We start from the raw sequence: 18,594 nt of genomic DNA on the forward strand, positions 1-18,594 counted from the left end.
GCTCATACTGGGGAAGTGCAGGACGGCGATTTACGGCTTCGGCGGCGGTGGGGTTGCTATCACCAATAAGTCGCCTCCCAAAGCCAACGCCAGACAGTCAGAATCTCTGTGCACTTCCACTTAGCAGAAGGCGGCAGGGGCTATCTGTCCGGCTCCGCGAGGCCTGCTCACGTCGCTTTGCCGACGGCAGCGTCCATTCCCATCTCCTCGGAAATGTCGTCGAACGAAGCGTAGTTCATGTTGTAGAGACGGGCGTAGAGGCCTTTTTTTGCCATCAGCTGTTCGTGGTTGCCGCTTTCGACGATCTCGCCGTTCTGCAGCACGACGATTCGGTCGGCGCCGCGGATGGTGGCCAGGCGATGGGCAATAACCAGCCCTGTCCGGCCTTCCAGCAGTTTTATCAGCGCCTTCTGGATCAGCATCTCCGTATAGGAATCGATGCTGGCCGTGGCTTCGTCGAGCACAAGGATCTTGGCGTCGGCGACCAGCGCCCGCGCGAAACTGATCAGCTGGCGCTGGCCGAGCGAGAGATTGCCGCCACGCTGCTCGAGTTCGGTGTCGTAGCCATCGGGCAAGTTCTCGATGAAGTCGTGCGCGCCGACGGCCAGTGCGGCGCGGACCACCTCCTCGCGGCTGGCGCCGGTCTTATGATAGCGGATGTTGCGAAAACGAGAGCGGGTGATGCAGGGCTTCCGGTCGCCAGGAAGCCTGCAGCGTTTCGTCTCGATCTTCTCGGCTCTGCGCAACCTCTTCGTTCCACCTCGCTCAAAACGCTCCGCTCTCGCCACACATATTCACCGCCTGCAGGCCATGGCGGAATGGAAAGCCGTAACCGTGGTCAGCTGACAACAGCGCCGCAGCTCTCAGCGCGTTCATGGCCAGACAACGTGACATCGCCGCCGAGAGGATCGATGACCCTGCAGTGTCGATACCGGATCAATACTCCCCAGAAGTGCCGTTTGAATCTTCCCCAGTTTAGCGCCGCCGCCGGTCTCCCGGGGCGCGCTCCGGGAGACCGGCGGCGCGTCATCGCCGATATTTCTTCCGATGGTCGGGAGAGAGGTTTCGGTGGTCAAGATCGGGGAGATTGTGATGATATTGGATTTGCATCGGCAGGGCCTGTCGGTGTCGGCAATCGCCAGACAAAGCGGCATCGACCGCAAGACGGTGCGCAAGTACATCGAACGGGGTTTGGAGGCGCCCGTCTACGGGCCTCGCCAGCCGCGCGAGACGGTGATCGATCCCTTCACGGCCTATCTGCGCGAACGGGTGACGCGATATCCCGGCCTCACAAGCAAGCGGCTTTTCCGGGAGTTGAAGGAGCTCGGCTATGGCGGCGGCTATACGGCCGTCACCGACTTCCTGCGCGACGTCCGCCGGCCGCGGCGCAACGCGGCTACGAGGTCCGCTTCGAGACCCCGCCCGGCGAGCAGGCGCAGGTCGACTTCGCCCGCTTTCACGTCGTCTTCACCGACGAGCCAACGACGCCGAGGATCGTGTGGTTGTTTTCCCTCGTGCTCGGCTTCAGCCGCCTCATCTGGGCGCGCTTCGTCGTCCATCAGGATCTTCCGACGGTTTTGCGCTGCCATGCGAGCGCCTTCGAGGCGCTGGGCGGCGTTCCCCGCGAGGTGCTCTATCATCGGATGAAGACCGCCGTCATCGGCGAAGGCGAGGCTGGCGGGATCGTCTACAATCGCGCACTCGTCGACCTCGCCCGCCACTACGGCTTTCATCCGAAGGCCTGTCAGCCCCATCGCGCCAAGACGAAGGGCAAGGTCGAGCGGCCGTTTCGCTATATCCGCGAGGACTTCTTCCTGGCCCGCTCCTTCCGCAATCTCGACGACCTGAACGCGCAGCTGCGCCATTGGCTCGACACGGTGGCGAACCCGCGGGTTCACGCCACCACCAGACGTGTCGTCAACGAAGCCTTCGCCGAAGATCGGGCGGCGCTGCGGCCGCTGCCCCTGGCGCCGTTCCGATCGGTCCTGAAGCTTGAACGGCGCATCAGCAGGGAGGGGATGGTCAGCGTCGGCGGCAATTTCTACAGCGTGCCCGATGCTACAAGGCGGCGGGTCGTGGAGGTGCACACGCTCGCCGACGAGATCCGCATCTTGGAGAACCGCGTGCTGATTGCCACCCATCCCGTTCTCGATGGCCGTCATCAGCGCCACGTCCTGGCCGGTCATCGCGTTGCTCAAGCTCGCCCGCGTCGGCAAAGATCGGAATCCGGGGAGATCATCCTTCACGGCTCCGGCGACAGGGTCGTCCAGCGACCGCTGGCCTTCTACGACGCCGTTGCCAGAGCGATGGCCCGGGAGCAGCGGCCATGACCGGCGCGCTCGACACCACGCCGTCGACGATCGACCGCATCCGCCATGACCTGGTCGGTCTGAAGATGCCGCGCGCGCTGGAAGCGCTCGACCATGTCGTACGCCGTCTCGAGAAGGGCGAGATCGCCGCGCTCGAAACCATCGACATCCTGCTTTCGGAAGAACTGACCCTGCGCGAGAACAGCCGCATCAAGACGGCGTTGCGCATGGGGCGCCTGGCCACCATCAAGACGCTCGCCGGATTCGACTTCTCCTTCCAGCCCTCGCTCGACCGCGACCGGATCTTCACGCTCGCCCAGCTCGGGTTCGTCGCCGTTGCGAAGTCGTTCACTTCCTCGGACCGCCCGGCACCGGGAAGAGCCATCTCGCCATCGCGCTGGCCGTTGAGGCCGTGAAGGCGGGAAAGAGCGTCTACTTCTGCACGCTGGCCGAACTCATCGCCGCACTGGCACGGGCCGAGCGCGAAGGCCGCCTGCAGGAGCGCATACGCTTCTTCTGCCGGCCCGCCCTCCTGGTCGTCGACGAGATCGGCTACCTCCCCGTCGTCCCCGGCGGCGGCAACCTGTTCTTCCAGCTCGTCAACGCCCGCTACGAAAGAGGCGCCATGATCCTCACCTCGAACCGCGGCTTTGCCGAATGGGGCGAGGTCTTCGGCGATCCCGTCGTCGCCACCGCGCTGCTCGACCGGCTGCTGCACCATGCCGTCGTCGTCCAGATCGAAGGCTCGAGCTACCGGCTCAGGCAGCACGCCGAACTCATGCCGGAACACCTGCGATCCAAAGCCGCCATCACGCCGCCGGCGATCAACCCGGCGCCGCGGCCGCGCGGAAGACCACCGAAAAATCCGCAACTCTCCGCGACGAGCTGAGCGGCCGAACTGGGGAAGTTTACTTCGGCACTTTTGGGGAAAATTCACGCGGCATTGACATGCAGATCGCGTCCGGGCCTTTCGAGCCCTCACGGGAGGCGAGTCGCCGCTTGCGGCCGAGCTAAGACCGCGTCTGAATGTCATTGCGAACGGTTTTGCCGAGCCGGAGGATCGGGCTCGGCCCCTGGCAGCGCTGTTGCCCACTCGGCAATAATCAATGTGAGGCAATGCGCGTCAGCGCCAAACGCGGTCCATTCAAGAGATCGTTCAAGTGGCCCGTTATTTGCTGGGTGATCTCGGATGAAGACCATCCGGCACATCCGGCTTGCGCCGGTCACAAACCAAAGGTGAGAGAAATCATGAGGGATTTTGACGTGCGAGGTAAGGCGCCCATGCCTATCGCCTTGGAAGCTGACATCACAAACGATTCTCCAGCCGAGCCGGTTCTTGAAGTTGAAGGACCGGGCCAATCATCCACTTCTGTGGTGGAGCAGACGCACTTTGAGCCGCAAGCGGCGAGCGGCGCTTCCTCCTCTCGTCGCAGGCAGCACACCAGCAGTCTCCTTTCTCTCCCACAGAACGCGCTCAGTAACATTGCCGACAGGCTCAGGCCAGTGGATGTGCTGAGCTTGGCGTCGTCGAGCCGTGAGCTGCAGACTGCCGTCCAGCAAACTCCGCTCGCTGAAATAAGGCGCCGGACGGCTAGGCGGGTTCAGGCCATCTGGAACGGATTGATCAGATATGACGTCGATAATCCCTTTGCCGCGCTGATGTATCCCGGCGTGACCGAGTCACTCGCGCCGAATTTCGATTGCCTCACCAGGGCGCAGCAGGGGCGTCTCGTCGCGTTCATCGAGGGGCAGCTTGGCCCGGAACGGAACTCGGTACTGAACGACATCGGAGCGAACTTGGCAGGATTAATGCCCGAGCTCCAGGAGCGCCTAGTCGCGCTGGTCGAGGGGTTACAAGACCCCGAGCATCGCGGCTTGGCCTTGCAGGCCCTCGGAGGTGGCGCACCAGCAGTTGCAGCTGAGCTACAGGAGCGTCTCGTCACGGTCGCCGAGGGACTCGACGGGTACGATCGCTCTTTGGGCGTATGGGGCCTCGGACTCGGCGTGGGACGGCTCTCGCCCGAGTTTCAGGAGCGTCTCGTTGCCCTCGCCGAGGGACTTCATGAAGCTGAGGATCGCGTCTACGCCCTGCGGGGCATCACACTAGCAGGACTTCGCCCCGACCTGCAGCAGCGCCTGTTCGTCCTCGCCAACAGCATCAACGAAGCCGAGCAGCGCGTTTGGGGACTTGCGGCATTCGCACAGGAAGTGGCGTCGCTTGCGCCCGCCCTTCAGCAGGAACTTGTCCGCCTCGCGGAGGGCCTCGGAGAACAAGATCGCGCTTCGGTCCTCAGGGGTTTCGGAGCGGGCGTGGCGTCGCTTGCGCCCGCCCTTCAGCAGGAAGTTGTCCGCCTCGCGGAGCGCCTCGGAGAGCAAAATCGCGCTTCGGTCCTGAGGGATTTCGGAGCGGGCGTGGCAGGGCTTGAGCCGAACCTCCAGAAGCGTCTTGTGGCCATTGCCGAACGGCTGGCATCGGCTGCAGACCGCGCCTCGGCTTTGGAGGGCCTCGGAACCGGCATGGCTAGGCTTGCGCTTGAGGTCCAGGAGCGTCTCGTCGCGCTCGTCGAGCGGCTCGACCAGACCGAACGCGCTGCGGCTCTGCAGGCCCTCGGGGCGGATCTGGGACGGCTTGCCTCCGAGCTCCAGGAGCGTCTCCTCTCAGTTGCCGAGGGAATCCATCACCGTGCAGATCGCCTCCGGGCCTATCGAGCCCTCACGGGAGGCGTGTCGCCGCTTGCGGCCGAGCTAACACCGCGCCTGACTGCTTTTGCGAACAGTCTTGCCGACCCGGAGTATTGGGCTTGCGTCCTGGCAGCGATGCTGCCCACTCGGGAACAATCAAAGTGAGGCAATGCGCGTCAGCGCCAAACGGATCCTATCAACAAGTGGCCCGTCATTTGCTGGGTGATCTCGGACGAATACCATTCGGCACATCCGGCTTTCGCCTGTCACAAACCAAGTGAGGGAACTCATGAGGGATTTTGACGTGCGAGGTAAGGCGAGACCCGTGCCGGCCGACAGGGACGTATCGCCGACCATCTCACTCGGCTCGACTTCGTCGTGTTGGATGAACTCGGCTATCTTCCCTTCGCCCAGGCCGGCGGGCAGTTGCTCTTCCATCTCGTCTCCAAGCTCTACGAGCGCACCAGCGTCATCATCACCACCAATCTCGCCTTCGGCGAATGGCCGAGCGTCTTCGGTGATGCCAAGATGACCACCGCGCTGCTCGATCGCCTTACGCATCATTGCGAGATCGTCGAGACCGGAAACGACTCCTGGCGCTTCAAGAGCCGCTCTCAAAGCTAAAGCCAATCAGCCGCGCCCGATCAGGCTGTGCAACCCCGACCAGCTCCGCCTGATCGGGCGCTCATCGGCGTGCCCTTCACCGCCCCAAAACCGGGGTCCCTTTTGCGCGAAAATGCGGGGTCCCGATTCCACGGTCATTGACAAGCATCGGCCGCACACGGCGCTTGATGCGCCGGTGGTCCTGCTCGATCCTGTTGTTCAAGTATCGACTTTTCCTGACCGTGATCGGTTTCAGCCAGCGCCGGGAACGATCCTGCAATCGATTTGCCGTGTCGCAGGAAGTGATGGCTTCGTGATTGGTCTGGCTGCCGTTGATGACGATGCGATCGGGCCGGCCATGGCGCTCCAGGGCTTTCCTGAAGAAGCGCTTGGCCGCCAGCAGGTCGCGATGCTCGCTGAACCAGAATTCGACCGTGTCGCCGACGCTGTCGATGGCGCGGTAGAGATACATCCACTCACAGCGAACCTTGATGTAGGTTTCGTCGACACGCCATTTGCCGGTGACGGCACGCTTGCGGCGGTTGAAGCGCTCCAGCAACCGCGGCGCGAAATGAATGACCCAGCGATGGATCGTCGAACGATCGACGCCGATGCCGCGTTCGGCCATCATTTCTTTCAAGTCGCGCAGGCTCAGATCGTAGGCCAGATACCAGCGCACGCATAACAAGATGACGGACTGGTCGAACTGACGGCCTTTGAACATCTCGAACCTCGCGAAAATTGATGCAGGGTTCTCCCACGCGACCAGTTACCAAAACTTTGCAACACAACCTGGCCGCTGCCATCCAACTGGGGCAGCAGCGACGTCACGGTCCGATCGTTGCGGTAGCGCGCCAGCAGATTGTAGACTTGGCGGGTCGAGAGGCGCAGCTCGGCCGCGGCCCGGTTGATTGCCGCGCGTCTTGGCCCCGAACCGTCGAGAATCCTGTCGAGCTCGCGAGCGAGTCGACGTGCCGCCGACCATGCTTCGTCGGAATGCGACGTGCCGGGTGCGGCTTTGCGGTTGTGCAATCGGTGTGGCAAATCGAGCAGTCAGTGAAATCGTTAGCGAAAAAATCGAGGGCTGTCGTAGCGCCTAAACCTAAACAATACCTGACTTTTCCCTGTTTGAAATCGGGAAGTAAAAGCGACAGCCACCGAGGTTTTGGCCCGCCTTGACGAGCGGCTGGCTCGTTCCCCCGTCCGCGACGGTTTTGTCGAGCGCCAGCACTTCGCCGACGCTGCCGGCGCGCTCTGGCTCGAAGGCGAGCTCGTCCACCTCGAGGACCTTGTCCTGCACGACGCCCACATGGACATTCGCACCCTGACCCACGAACTCACCCGCGCGCACGCCGTGCTGCGTACCCGTCGGCGCATTTTTGTGCAGAAGCCGGACTGGGCGCTCAGTCGCGACGGTTTTGGCTCTGACCGGTCGGGACGGCGCTACGCCTGCGGCGGGACAAAAAAGCCGGGAAGGGGAGGGGGCCAGCCCCATTGAGGCTGATGGTCGGGATGACGCTGACGACGATCTTCTGGCCGAAGAATTTGCCGAGATCGATGCTGTCCTGGCACGCTCGTCAAAGATTCTCAGCGGCGCCGACGTGCATGGTCGAAAGCATGAAACGTCACGACGTGACCAAAACGGCCTGATCTACGATCTCGACTGGAATGAAGAAGAACGGCTGGCCGAATGGCGGGATGTGATGGCCAAGACCCGCGATCTGCCGGTCGTCCTGCGCGCCGCGGTCCTGCTCGAAGCCTGGTCGGACATCGAGGTGCTGCAGCATGCCACGTGGCTCGGGGCCGCTGTTCGTCGCCGCGCTGCTGCGGCAGGAGGGTCTTACCCCCAACCATCTCGTCAGCCTGCAGCTCGGCGCCAAGAACATTCCACGAGAGCGGCGGCGGGCGCGCAATCGCTCGGATCGGTTGTTGGCTTTTGTCGATGCCATCCACGAGGCAGCGCTCGCCGGGTTGAAAGAGCATGACCGGCTGGTGATGGCGAAAAGCCAGATGGAACGGCGGCTGCGGGAGCGGCGCGTCAGTTCCAAACTTTCCGACCTGATCGAGCTGGTGCTGTCGCGGCCACTTGTCTCGACTGGCATGGTTCAGAAGGGGCTAAAAGTGACAAAACAGGGGGCGCTGAATCTGGTCGGTGAGCTTGGGCTGCGCGAGATGACGGGCAGGGGAAGGTTTCGGGCGTGGGGAATTGTGTGAGCCTCAGTCGGTCACGATAACAATTCCACCGCCTCTACGAAATTATCGAACTTGACGAACTTACGATCTGTAACCATATTGGTGACAGCAGGAGGTTGTCATCATGGCCGCTCCAAAACGCAGCAATCATAGCGGGACCGCATCCCATGCGGGAGTCGCCCTGAGTTTTACCACGAAGTTGCCGGCACAGGCCGATTTCAAAAAGGTGTTGCTCGAACGCTATCAGGAGGCGATCGCACGCAGCCGCAAGATCGGCCATCGCGTATCGTTCCGGGTAGAGGTCGATCCGGCCGCCGGCGCGCAGACGATCACGCCGGTCGAGGAACAGCCGAGCGCTTCAGATGAGATGTTTCCCGTCGAGGATACGGGCAAGGCCGACGCTGAGCTTGAAGCGGCGCTCGCCAAGGCGCGCGAACGCGGTCGCAAGCGTGTTGCCGAAATTGTGGCCGCCGAAGACATGCTAAGTGCCGAAGCTTTTGCCAAGCTGCTCGGCACGTCGCGGGTGACGGTCAACGCTAAGCGGCAGCGCGGGCAGGTGCTCGGGATCGATGGCGCCAAGCGCGGCTTCCGCTTTCCTGTCTGGCAGCTCGACAAGCATGGCCGGCCCTTCGGGGCCTTGCCGGCGCTCCATGCGACGTTGCGCAATAATGCCTGGGTGGTCTATCGGTTTCTGGTGTCGCGCCATGGCGCGCTCGATGGGCGGACGGCACTCCGAGCCCTTCAGCAAGGCGATGACGGCTCGGTGTTGGCCGCGGCGGAAGGCATAGCCAGGGGCGATTTCGACTGAATGCCCGGCGTTCCACCTCCACCCGATTTCGGGCGCGCAAAGCTCGAAATCGAGACCATACCGCCGGGGCGGACATTCGGTCGGATCTACTGGAGCACCTATCCTGATCCCCTCGGATACGGGAAGTCGGCGAGCCGTTTCATCGATCTGCGGCGTCGTGTTGCTGCCAACCGTTTTGGCGTTCTCTACCTCGGCGACTCTCTGAAGGTTTGCTTCCTCGAGACCGTGCTCCGAGATCGGCGCGAAGGACTATTCGACGACCTCCCGATAGAGGAGGTGGAACTGACCCAACGGCGCTATGCGGAGATCACGACTACGGCGGAGCTTCGCCTGATCGATCTCAGGGGCGACAATGCGGTCAGGATGGGTGTTCCCACGGACGTAGTTCGGGCGCAGCGCCAGAACTTGGCTCGCCGATGGTCGGTGGCGTTTCACGAGCACTCGTCTCGGCCCGACGGCATCATTTACCCCTCTCGCCTCAACGGCGCGACCAATCTCGCCATCTACGATCATTCCATTGCAAAGCTTCAGCCGAAGCGCATTTTGGCGCTTCTCGGCGCGCTAGGGCTAGCTCAGGTTCTGGAGGATTTCCGGATCGGCTTGGCGTAAGGAAGCAGCGTCGGTTCGCGGGGTGAGGGATCTTCGGCCTTCAAAGGCCTGCAGTTCAGCAACCTCTTACAGTAGCTGTCCCTCATTGGTACGGTGTCGCGATCCATCGTTCACTCCCGAGCGCGGGTCGCACGCTCTCACTTCAGGCGATCGACCTGTTGCTCAAGACCGACCGGGCGCTCCAGAGCTTGAGGCGAAAAGTAATGTACGCCCTCATTCCCACCGGGAGGGTTTCATGCCAACTTGCCCAGTGATAGTATGTCATATACTTGGGGGGCACGTTTGGAAAAGTTGTTGCTGGATCTCGAGCATTGCTACGGGATCAAGAAGCTGAAAGCCGATCTGGATTTCAGCAAGAAGAGCGCGATTGCGATCTATGCGCCGAATGGTGCAATGAAGTCGTCACTAGCAAAAACGTTCCAAGACATCGCTGATGAGGAAAATAGTGGCGACCGGATCTTCAAAGACCGCATCAACAAGCGAGTAGTCACCGACGAAAAGGGGACAGCGTTACCGCCGGAAAGCGTTATGGTCGTGCTTCCTTACGAGGAAGCGTTCGGTCACAGCGAGAAGACGTCCACTTTGCTGGTGAACAGCAAGCTTCGCGAGGAGTACGAAAAACTCAACCTCGGCATGAAGACGCTAGGCAGCGGCTACTCGCCGCCCTGAAACAGCACACAGGCTCGAAGAAAGACTTGGGACGCGAGATATCTTCGACCTTCACGCAGGGCGAGGACCAATTCTACAAGGCTCTTTTGCGCGTTCAGGGACGAACTCTTGAAGCAGAAGACCGCGCCGTTTGCTACGGTCAGATATGACGTCATTTTTGATGACAACTTTTTAGCCTTGCTGGACAACGCAGATGTTAAGGCTAGCATCGAAAATTACATCAAACAGTACAATCAACTAATCGGAAAATCGACGTATTTCAGGAAGGGGAGGTTCACTTACTATAATGCTTCGGAAATCGCGAAAAACTTAGCTGACAACGGGTTTTTCAAGGCCAAGCACTCTATTAATCTTAACTCAGGGGCGAAGCTGGAGATCACGACCGAGAAGCAGCTGAAGGAGCTGGTGGAAAAGGAAAAGGAGGCGATCAGCAACGATCCAGACCTGCGCAAGAAGTTCGCCGCCGTTGAAAAGCTGATCACCAAAAACGTCAACGTCCGGCAGTTTGAGACCTACCTGACCGACAACGAGGACCTGCTACCCCACTTGGCAAACATGCCGGCGTTCAAGGAAGAGGTCTGGAAGAGTTACCTGTTCGCGTTCCTGGATCTCTACAAGGACGTCATCGAAAGGTACCAGGCTGCGGAGAAGCGTCGCGGCGAGATTGAGCAGAGGCTGCAAAAGAACGGACGCAGTGGGCGGACGTGATCGAGATATTCAACGACCGCTTCTTCGTGCCGTTCAAGCTGGTGCCTAAGAATTTCAGGGAGGTGGTACTCGGCCAGGAACCAATACTCAGCGTCGGTTTCACATTTGAGGATGGGGCGGACACTGCGTCGGTAGAGCACGCCGATTTGTTGGCTACGTTCAGCACGGGCGAGAAAAAGGCACTCTACATCCTAAATATCATTTTCGATATCTGGAGTGCCTGCGAACCGGAACGGAATTGGACAGCGGCGGCTGATCGCTACCAACCGCTAGATCACACCACACAAAGCCCACATCCTGGGACTGCATGAAGCCCCATCTTATGCAGCGTCCTTTGCTTAGGCGCGGAACCATACGGAGCGATACGGGAAGACTTCTGATTTTGGCCCGCCAAGACAATGAAATCAAAGCTCTTGATACATCCGGCAACTTTTTTTGAGTACTAGGTAAGCCTGCAAATGGGTGCTTCTCCATGAAGGGTGCCGCTTCATCCGCGGCGTCCGCCGGTACGCCTGAAAGTGGTGGACGCTACCACAGATACGTCGGCGAGGCATCAGGTCTGAGAGGCGGCTTGTACGGTCGGGTCGGCTTCCTCTTCGAGAACGTCGTCGAAGGACGAGTAGTTCAGATTGTAGAGTTTGGAATAGAGCCCACCCATAGCCATCAGTTTGTCGTGGTTACCGGTTTCACTAATTTGGCCATTCTGAAGTACGATGATTCGATCGGCACCGCGGATTGTGGCGAGCCGGTGAGCGATGACAAGCCCAGTGCGGCCTTCCAGGAGTTTTGTCAGAGCCTTCTGGATCAGCATTTCCGTGTAGCTGTCGATGTTGGCGGTGGCCTCGTCAAGAACTAGGATCTTGGCATCGGCAACGAGAGCGCGGGCGAAACTGACAAGCTGACGCTGGCCGAGAGAAAGGTTGCCGCCGCGTTCGCCGAGCTGGGTATCATACCCGTCGGCAAGGCTCATGATGAAGTCGTGGGCGCCCACCACCTTGGCGGCCTCGATCACTTTGTCCCGCGTGGCTTCCCTCTTGTGGTAGCGGATGTTCTCGAAGACCGTCCCGGTGAACAGAAACGGCTCCTGCAGCACCATGGCGATCTGGAGCCCGAGCGATTCCTGGGTGAGATCGCGCACATCATGTCCGCCGACCAGCACTTGGCCTTGCTGAACATCATAAAAGCGGTGGACGAGGGCCATCGCGCTCGATTTGCCAGAGCCGGTCGGCCCGACCAGGGCGACCGTCTCGCCGGGATTGACGCCGAAGGAGACGTTTTTCAGCACCGGATTTTTGGGATCGTAGCCGAACGTGACGTTCCTGAACTCGACCGAGCCGTCCATTTCGGGCGCAAGGACCTTGGCATCCGGTTTGTCCTGGATCTCGATCCTGACGTCGAGCACATCGGTCAGGCGCTTGCCGGAGGCCATGGCGCGCTGCATGACGGAATATTGCAGAGTAAGTGAGCGAATTGGGTCAAAGAAGCGTTGGATATAGAGTATGTAGGCAACCAATACCCCCACACCGACACGGCCATTCACGATCATGGAGCCGCCGACCACAATGACGACGGCCATGGCGAGACCCGTGAGGCCATCAACGATCGGCACCATGACCTGTGCATACCTGGCAGCGACCAGGTGTGTCCTGAGGTCGGCATGTGCCTTGTCGTCATACAGCAGGAAGTTTACCTGCTGGCGGTCCATGGACTGGACGGTGCGCACGCCGTGAATGGCTTCGGCCAACGCGCCGTTGACGACTGAGTTGGTCTCGTGTGCAGCCATGAAGGCCTCGCGGGCACGCGGCAGCCAGACGATGCGGATCATCAACAGGGCCGGCAAGATCGAGAGCGTGAGAAAGCCCAGGCTGAAGTTGACGTACAGCATTACGAAAACGATGCCGAAGAGAAGCGCGATATCGCCTACGGAGTAGATCGAGCTTTCGAGGAATTCGTGTATAGAGTTGACGTCGCCTTGAAGGCGGGACATCAGTCGTCCGACCTCGGTCTTGTCCATGAAGGAGAGCGACACCTTCTGCAGATGGGCAAACATGGCGCGCCGGATGTCGAAGAGGACGTTCTCGGCCATTTTCCCCACCACGGTTTCCTGCGCGTAGGCGGCGCCGAAGTTAACCAGAATGGTGAGCGCAAACGCGCCGGCGGCCGCGAGAACGGCCGAGCGATCAACACCTCCCGGAGTTGTGGCGTGATCGATCGCGTGGCGGATGATCAGCGGGATGAGAAGCTGCGTGCCGGTGAAAACCAGCAATGCGGCAACCGAGACGACTGCCATGGCTCGGTAGGGACGAACGAAGGCCCAGATGCGCCGGATGATTTTCTTGTCGAAAGCCCGGCCGAACATCTCCTCCTCGACGCGGTGGGAGCCGACGACCGCGCGCGGGGGGCGCCTGCCGCTGTCATTGGGTTCGGTTTCGATTTCGCTGGCATGCACCTTGGCCATCAGGGCGCGCCTCTGGACGTGGTCGCAATGTGATCTTCCGGGCGCAACTGAAGATCATGAAGGGCCTTATAGCGCCCCCGCTTGGCCAAAAGCTCCTGATGGGTGCCGCATTCCACGATCTCGCCATTGTCGACAAACAGGATACGGTCGGCGTGCTTGAGCGAACTGAGCCGGTGGGCGATGATGATCGTCACCCTATCCTGGGCGAAACGTCGTATCGCCGCGCGGATGCGCTGCTCGGTGGCGGCGTCGATCGAGGCCGTTGAGTCGTCGAAAATGACGATTGATGGGCGCAACATCATCGTGCGAGCTATGGTGAGACGCTGGCGCTGGCCGCCAGAGAGAGAGGCGCCACGTTCGCCGACGACCGTCTTGTAGCCCGCGGGGAGGCCAAGAATGTAATTGTGTAACTGGGCGGATTCGCTAGCGCGCGCAATCCGCGGGTCCTTCGCCCAGGGATCGCCATAGGCGATGTTGTTCTCGATCGTGGTAGTGAACAGGAATGCATCCTGTTGTACGACGGCGACCGCCTGGCGAAGCGTGGCGAGGGTAACCTCGCGGATGTCCTGCCCGTCAAGCATGATGGCGCCACCAGTGACATCGTAAAAGCGGGGGATCAGGTGAGCCATTGTCGATTTTCCCGAACCCGGCGGACCCACGATCGCGATCGTCTCGCCCCTACGGGCGCTAAAGGTGATATTCTTCAAAATGGCGCGGTTTCCGGTGCCGGGATATGCAAACGAGACATTGTCGAAGCGCAGAGTGCCTTCACCGATCTCAAGCGGTCTGGCGGTGGAAGCATCCCTGATCGTAATGTCCTGGTCGAGCAGACCGAAGAGGCGCGAACCGCAAGTGTAGGCGCGGGCGAAGCCGTTGACCATCAGACCGATCTGGCGGACGGGCATTTGAAGGATCGTCATGAAGGCCAGGAACGTCGTGAGCGTCCCAACGCTGAACTGGCCGGCGATGACCTTGTTGCAACCGATCCAGAGGACCAACCCCATGGCGAAAAAGAAGGCCAGGGTCATTGCCGACGTATTGGGCACGTGGACATCAACCTGCTCGTGGGCGAGTTCGAGCGCGTTTTTCGAGGCGCGGTCGAACTTTACCATTTCATAAGCTTGTGCCGAAAACGCCCGGACAACGCGGATCCCCGCGAGATTTTCCTCCATCACCCGGCCTAGGACGGAAAGCCGCTCCTGCAGGTCAAGCCAGATGACGCGTAGCTTAAGCTGCGTGACCGACGATCTCCAGGCCACGAAAGGCACGAAGCTTAGCGCGATGAGACCGAGCACCGGGTCGGTTGAGATCATCATGTAGGCGCCGATCCCGATCAGCATGGTGAGCAGAAGCAAGCGAACCAGGGCGGTGGAAAAATACATCCGCACGCCGTCGAGATCGAGGATGCCGAGAGTAATCAGGTCGCCTGAATGCACCCGGTCGTGAAAGGAAAAGTTGAGGCGCTGGACCTTGTCGTAACAAGCCAGCCGCAGTTCATACGCGACGTGATGCCCGACGGCTTCGGCAAAATAGTTTTGCGCCATCGTGAAGATGCCGCGCAGCGTACTCGCGGCGAGAAGCAGGAGAGCCAGAGTCAATAGCGCTTGTGCTGCATCCGTCCCAGTGACACTACTCCCGATTGCCGCCTGGGTCTGGTCGACAGCCCTGCCGAGAAGCCGGGGTATTAGCAACTGCAGGATCACGGCTATGATCGTCGCACTGATAGCAATCGCGACCTGCCACGGGTGCCTCAAATTCATGCGCGTAATGCGCAGCAGAGTGCTCAAGCCTCGGCCCCACCCCGCCGCTTTCACATGCCCGGACGATTTGAGAGAGGTCATGCCAACAGCATCTCTGCTCACGGTGTGTTCCCGACTGAATTTTGCGCCTTCGGAAGCAAGCCGGTCGACTTACATCAAAGGCGCCCTCCAAGTTGATCCTGACCACTATCGGCTCAAGACGCTGACCCGGCGAGCTGCGCCACGGCTTCGCTCGCTGGCATGTCGACCACCGTGATTCCGCTTGCCGCAAGGAAACGGGCTTCGTTTCTGGTCAGCGCTTGCCCATCCATGATCGCGTAACGTGGGCCTTCTGAGCGCTTCATGATCTGCCTGGCGTAAGTACGCAGCATCTGATCGTTGAAGCGGCAGCCGACGAAGAAAAAGCCCCGATTGGTGCGCCGTTGCTTCACCAGATCAGGGATAGGTGTCTGGATATCGATTTCAGTCAGGGCTTCGACATAGTCGGAATCGGCGATGAGAAAATTGGCAGCCGGCCTGATACTGCCATGAGGGGTATAGAGAACCGTCGTTGTCGCTGCTGCGGCGTCGAGTTCCCTTCCGGACAAGTCGTAAGTTCTGGTCCAAATGTTACCGACTTCATTCGCCCGCGTGACGCCTTGTATCTCGATGACGTCGGTTCGGCCGGCCTCTGCTAGCGACGCGCGCATGGCGCCTTCGTACCAGCTGTCGATGATGAGGGAGAGGGGGAGTCTTGCGAGCCAGGCGTGGAGGAGGTTCGGCGCGGCCGGCTCCGCGAATATATCAGTCATCCAAGCTTGAAGCGTGCGGCGGTGCCGGCGCTGTTCGATGAACTGCGCGACTGACCACATATTGGTGCGGATCTTCGAGGGGGCTGGCGCGCGCGTGTTGAGTGCCGCGGCAACTGCTTCGGGGGTACACGGTACAGGCGGCTCCGCAGAGCCGAGCCGGAGGAGACCCGGACCGAGATAAGGGATCACCTGATCGGAGACGAGCGCTTGTCTTGCCAGCTCAAGCAGCTTTCTGGCAAAACTGTCCCGGACGACGACGAGGTGGCCCGAGGTCGGGGTCGTGTTCATGCTCGTTTCCTCTCGATGCCTCTCATAAGGGGCAGCATTAGTCCTCGTCGGAAAGCTTCCTTGCCTCGACGGTGATCGGCAGACGCGTATGTGGCGGAAGATCGGGTAAGAGGAGCCGCCAGCCGTTCCTGAGCGTTACGACCCCGCCCCACAGATCTTGGTTCTCGAATTTGATAATCGGCTCTTCGAGATCCTTCTTGGGGACATACGCTGACAACCCGGCATCGGTCCTGCGGATCATTACTTTCATCCGGACGTTCCTTGTTTCGCGTTTTCTTCGGCACTGCAGGGAGCGTCGGCTTTGTCGAGGCTCATCAATTCACGCGCTCGCATGCCAACGACGGTGCCACGGTCGATCCATTCGACCGCATAGATGAAGAACTGCTGTAGAAAGGTGCCAATGTCCCGCACATAGCCCTCTTCACCCTTGCGCACGAGATTTTCGCCGATCTCCCTGCCAGGATAGGTGCCGTCATTCTTTATGTGACGGATGGCACGGACCCGCTCTCCCGGCCTAAATCGGGGAGGCCTGTGGATTTCGACCTCCTGTTCGCGTGCGAGCCACATGGCGGTTCCTTGTTTCTTTGAGGCTACAGTTGTTGATGTTCGCAGGCTCCCGGAGGCAGCCGCTATGCGGTAGCCTGATTGGGGTCAGGCAGGAACGCAGGTCTTCGGCACGGGACATACCGAGGCACATTGCTGCGTCTCGAAGGCTCCCTCACATTCGGTGCACTTCTGCGGCTCGACCACGTAGCTCTCGCCTTTGAACTTGATCGCACCGGACGGGCATTCGAATTCGCAGGCGCCACATTGCGTGCATTGGGATGCGATGATCTTGAAAGCCATTTTGACTCCTGGTTCGAGTGGAATGAGACGGCTCAGGCGGTCGCCGTGAGTGCCGGGCCGCCAGACTCGGCGGCGTAAATGGCGCCGATTGCCGTCTCAATGTAGTCATGACCGTAAGCGTCGGTCGCTCGGATACCGGCGTCCGCGAGCTGATCCTTGGGGCAATTTCCAATCTTGGCGCAAAGCACGAAGTCTATGCCTTCCAGCGCAGCGATGACGCCGTCGAGAGTGGCATTCTCGCCCCAACCGCCAAGGCAATACTGCTCAACCTTGCGGTGCCCGACAAAGTTGATCCCTGTCGGCGAGGCTTCATACACTTGGAATTCTTTGGCATGGCCGAAGTGTTCGTTGACGCGGCCGCCGCCCTTAGTCGCCACCGCGACGAGGAGGGACTTGCCGGAGCTCGCTGTCTTGACCATTCCGATCGCTTCGCTCCTGGCCGCCAGGTGATCGCGACGCTCGTCCGCGACCAGCTCCCGATAGGTTTCGCGCTTGCTGGCATCGTATGTGAGCTCCCTGGGAATCTGATCGAGTGTGAATTCCTGGCCACGATCCTCGCCCAGCAGGCCGACGGCATCTGCCCGGCACTGCCGGCAGTGGCGCATCAACTTGGCGCCGCCTTCAAGACGATCCTGAAGAGCCTTCATCTCCATTGCATTTGGGCCGCGCTGCCCGGTCAGTCCGTAGTGCGTGCCGTGCGCCGGGTCCGAGATCAGAGGCATGACGTTGTGCAGGAACGCGCCTCGTTGCTTGACCCACTTATTCACCTCAATCAGGTGCTGATCGTTCACGCCAGGGATCATCACCGAATTGATTTTTGTGAGGATGCCGCGCGCGCTCAGCATCTCTAATCCCAGCATCTGCCGCTCGTGCAAAATCCTGGCGGCTTGTGAGCCGACGTAGCGGCGATGGTCGTGAAAGATCCAGGGATAGATCTTTGCGCCGACTTCCGGATCGACCATGTTGATGGTGATCGTCACGTGATCGACATTCATTTCGGCAAGCTCGTCGACGTGGTCTGGCAGCGCGAGCCCGTTGGTAGAGACGCACAGCTTTATGTCGGGGATTTGCCTGGCGACGCGTTCGAACGTTGCCTTCGTCTTCTCCCAGTCGTAACAGGCATCGCCCGGTCCGGCGATGCCAAGCACGGAAAGCTGCGGTACTTCGTTGGCGACCGCGATCACCTTGCGTACCGCCTGGTCGGGCGTCAGCTTTTCCGACACTACCCCGGGCCGGCTTTCGTTGGCGCAGTCATATTTGCGATTGCAGTAGTTGCACTGGACATTGCAGGCCGGTGCGACCGCGACGTGCATGCGCGCGAAATAGTGATGCGCCTCTTCTGAAAAGCACGGGTGATCCTTGATTTTGTCCCAGACAGCCGGATCAACATCGCTGGGCCTTGTCGACGAGCCGCAGGAGGAAGATGCGCAGCCACCCGAATCCGCGCTCGCCAGCAGCTGGTCGGAGAACCTACCGGTCAGGCTCTCAACCGAAATTACCGGTGCGGACATTGAACGGCTCCGTTGCGGGTTAACGTCGCCGTTCAAAGCGCAAGCGCAATGCCAAACTCAAAAGGTGGCGCTAGATCACGAATTGGCTTTCGCGTCTGATATCGTGGGGTTGCCCCGACATGACTTTGTCGGACCTCCGACAGTGGCTACGCACACAACGTGAGGAAGACGACTCCGGCGGACATGATTCCGAGAGAGAAAGTCGACCCTTTCACCCGTGATCGCCTCGGCACAACGTGCTCGACCGGTCTGCGACGAAGATGTCGGTCTCGGCGACGGCAAACTCGCCCGTGGTGAAGTTATCGCGCGATACTCGCGTCGGCATGGTTCGGATAAGGATTAGTCAGTGCGCCCCCCTA

The 18,594-nt window shown here is 60.5% G+C and carries 15 protein-coding genes and 7 pseudogenes; 11 read left to right on the plus strand and 11 right to left on the minus strand.

The features are described from left to right. Positions 1–167: 167 nt before the first annotated feature. Positions 168–662 (minus strand): annotated as a pseudogene (locus EOA85_RS00605) (ATP-binding cassette domain-containing protein); the annotation flags it as partial. Here EOA85_RS00605 and EOA85_RS00610 point away from each other — a divergent pair. From EOA85_RS00610 to EOA85_RS00630, 5 genes and pseudogenes are all read left to right on the plus strand, one after another. Continuing rightward, positions 661–846: pseudogene (locus EOA85_RS00610) on the plus strand (IS6 family transposase); the annotation flags it as partial. The pseudogenes EOA85_RS00605 and EOA85_RS00610 sit on opposite strands and share 2 nt — an antisense overlap. Before the next feature lie 201 nt (positions 847–1,047). After that, positions 1,048–2,330 (plus strand): annotated as a pseudogene (gene istA / locus EOA85_RS00615) (IS21 family transposase). After that, positions 2,327–3,198, plus strand: a pseudogene (gene istB, locus EOA85_RS00620) (IS21-like element helper ATPase IstB). The pseudogenes istA and istB overlap by 4 nt, the downstream one beginning before the upstream one ends. Before the next feature lie 227 nt (positions 3,199–3,425). Next, positions 3,426–5,156: a hypothetical protein gene (locus EOA85_RS00625; protein ID WP_127207965.1), complete on the plus strand. Its 1,731-nt coding sequence runs from the start codon at positions 3,426–3,428 to the stop codon at positions 5,154–5,156. A gap of 159 nt (positions 5,157–5,315) precedes the next feature. Continuing rightward, a pseudogene (locus EOA85_RS00630) lies at positions 5,316–5,615 on the plus strand (ATP-binding protein); the annotation flags it as partial. A gap of 142 nt (positions 5,616–5,757) precedes the next feature. On the opposite strand, the pseudogene EOA85_RS00635 reads toward EOA85_RS00630, so the two are convergent. From EOA85_RS00635 to EOA85_RS38485, 3 genes and pseudogenes are all read right to left on the minus strand, one after another. After that, a pseudogene (locus tag EOA85_RS00635) lies at positions 5,758–6,318 on the minus strand (IS6 family transposase); the annotation flags it as partial. An 86-nt stretch (positions 6,319–6,404) separates the two neighbouring features. Continuing rightward, positions 6,405–6,638 (minus strand): annotated as a pseudogene (locus EOA85_RS38480) (transposase); the annotation flags it as partial. A 58-nt stretch (positions 6,639–6,696) separates the two neighbouring features. Next, positions 6,697–6,945 (minus strand): hypothetical protein, encoded by a 249-nt coding sequence (locus EOA85_RS38485; protein ID WP_127207966.1) that lies wholly within the window; start codon positions 6,943–6,945, stop codon positions 6,697–6,699. A 434-nt stretch (positions 6,946–7,379) separates the two neighbouring features. Here EOA85_RS38485 and EOA85_RS39755 point away from each other — a divergent pair, with 434 nt between their 5' ends. The 6 genes from EOA85_RS39755 (at position 7,380) to EOA85_RS00675 (ending at position 10,892) form a co-directional block, all read left to right on the plus strand. After that, positions 7,380–7,808, plus strand: coding sequence for a helix-turn-helix domain-containing protein (locus EOA85_RS39755; RefSeq protein WP_281033686.1), 429 nt, complete (start codon positions 7,380–7,382; stop codon positions 7,806–7,808). 103 nt (positions 7,809–7,911) lie between these two features. Continuing rightward, the gene (locus tag EOA85_RS00655) at positions 7,912–8,595 is read left to right on the plus strand and encodes an XRE family transcriptional regulator (RefSeq protein ID WP_127207967.1); all 684 of its coding nucleotides are present in this window, start codon (positions 7,912–7,914) and stop codon (positions 8,593–8,595) included. Then, complete coding sequence (locus tag EOA85_RS00660; protein ID WP_127207968.1) at positions 8,596–9,204, plus strand: RES family NAD+ phosphorylase; 609 nt, start codon at positions 8,596–8,598, stop codon at positions 9,202–9,204. Positions 9,205–9,498: 294 nt separating this feature from the next. Further along, a complete protein-coding gene (locus EOA85_RS00665; protein WP_127207969.1) occupies positions 9,499–9,873 on the plus strand; it encodes a hypothetical protein in 375 nt (124 codons plus the stop codon). A 108-nt stretch (positions 9,874–9,981) separates the two neighbouring features. After that, positions 9,982–10,581 (plus strand): hypothetical protein, encoded by a 600-nt coding sequence (locus EOA85_RS00670; protein ID WP_127207970.1) that lies wholly within the window; start codon positions 9,982–9,984, stop codon positions 10,579–10,581. Beyond that, the gene (locus EOA85_RS00675) at positions 10,578–10,892 is read left to right on the plus strand and encodes a hypothetical protein (RefSeq protein ID WP_127207971.1); all 315 of its coding nucleotides are present in this window, start codon (positions 10,578–10,580) and stop codon (positions 10,890–10,892) included. The genes EOA85_RS00670 and EOA85_RS00675 overlap by 4 nt, the downstream gene beginning before the upstream one ends. Before the next feature lie 242 nt (positions 10,893–11,134). On the opposite strand, the gene EOA85_RS00680 is transcribed toward EOA85_RS00675, so the two are convergent. From EOA85_RS00680 to nifB, 7 genes are all read right to left on the minus strand, one after another. Next, positions 11,135–13,039, minus strand: a complete 1,905-nt coding sequence (locus tag EOA85_RS00680) for an ABC transporter ATP-binding protein (RefSeq protein ID WP_127207972.1) — start codon at positions 13,037–13,039, stop codon at positions 11,135–11,137. Continuing rightward, complete coding sequence (locus tag EOA85_RS00685) at positions 13,039–14,880, minus strand: ABC transporter ATP-binding protein (RefSeq protein WP_164759428.1); 1,842 nt, start codon at positions 14,878–14,880, stop codon at positions 13,039–13,041. The genes EOA85_RS00680 and EOA85_RS00685 overlap by 1 nt, the downstream gene beginning before the upstream one ends. 113 nt (positions 14,881–14,993) lie before the next feature. Continuing rightward, complete coding sequence (locus EOA85_RS00690; RefSeq protein ID WP_127207974.1) at positions 14,994–15,878, minus strand: SIR2 family protein; 885 nt, start codon at positions 15,876–15,878, stop codon at positions 14,994–14,996. Between the two features lie 37 nt (positions 15,879–15,915). Then, on the minus strand, positions 15,916–16,128 hold the full coding sequence (gene nifT, locus EOA85_RS00695) for a putative nitrogen fixation protein NifT (RefSeq protein ID WP_123150881.1): 213 nt from the start codon (positions 16,126–16,128) through the stop codon (positions 15,916–15,918). Beyond that, positions 16,125–16,445 carry a nitrogen fixation protein NifZ gene (locus EOA85_RS00700; RefSeq protein ID WP_127207975.1) on the minus strand — a complete coding sequence of 107 codons (321 nt, stop codon included), beginning with the start codon at positions 16,443–16,445 and terminating at the stop codon, positions 16,125–16,127. The genes nifT and EOA85_RS00700 overlap by 4 nt, the downstream gene beginning before the upstream one ends. A gap of 84 nt (positions 16,446–16,529) precedes the next feature. Next, positions 16,530–16,724 carry a 4Fe-4S dicluster domain-containing protein gene (locus tag EOA85_RS00705; protein WP_127207976.1) on the minus strand — a complete coding sequence of 65 codons (195 nt, stop codon included), beginning with the start codon at positions 16,722–16,724 and terminating at the stop codon, positions 16,530–16,532. A 32-nt stretch (positions 16,725–16,756) separates the two neighbouring features. After that, positions 16,757–18,235, minus strand: coding sequence for a nitrogenase cofactor biosynthesis protein NifB (gene nifB / locus EOA85_RS00710; protein ID WP_127207977.1), 1,479 nt, complete (start codon positions 18,233–18,235; stop codon positions 16,757–16,759). Positions 18,236–18,594: the final 359 nt, after the last annotated feature.

It is taken from the genome of Mesorhizobium sp. M5C.F.Ca.IN.020.29.1.1, assembly GCF_003997375.1.
Taxonomy (GTDB): Bacteria; Pseudomonadota; Alphaproteobacteria; order Rhizobiales; family Rhizobiaceae; genus Mesorhizobium; species Mesorhizobium wenxiniae.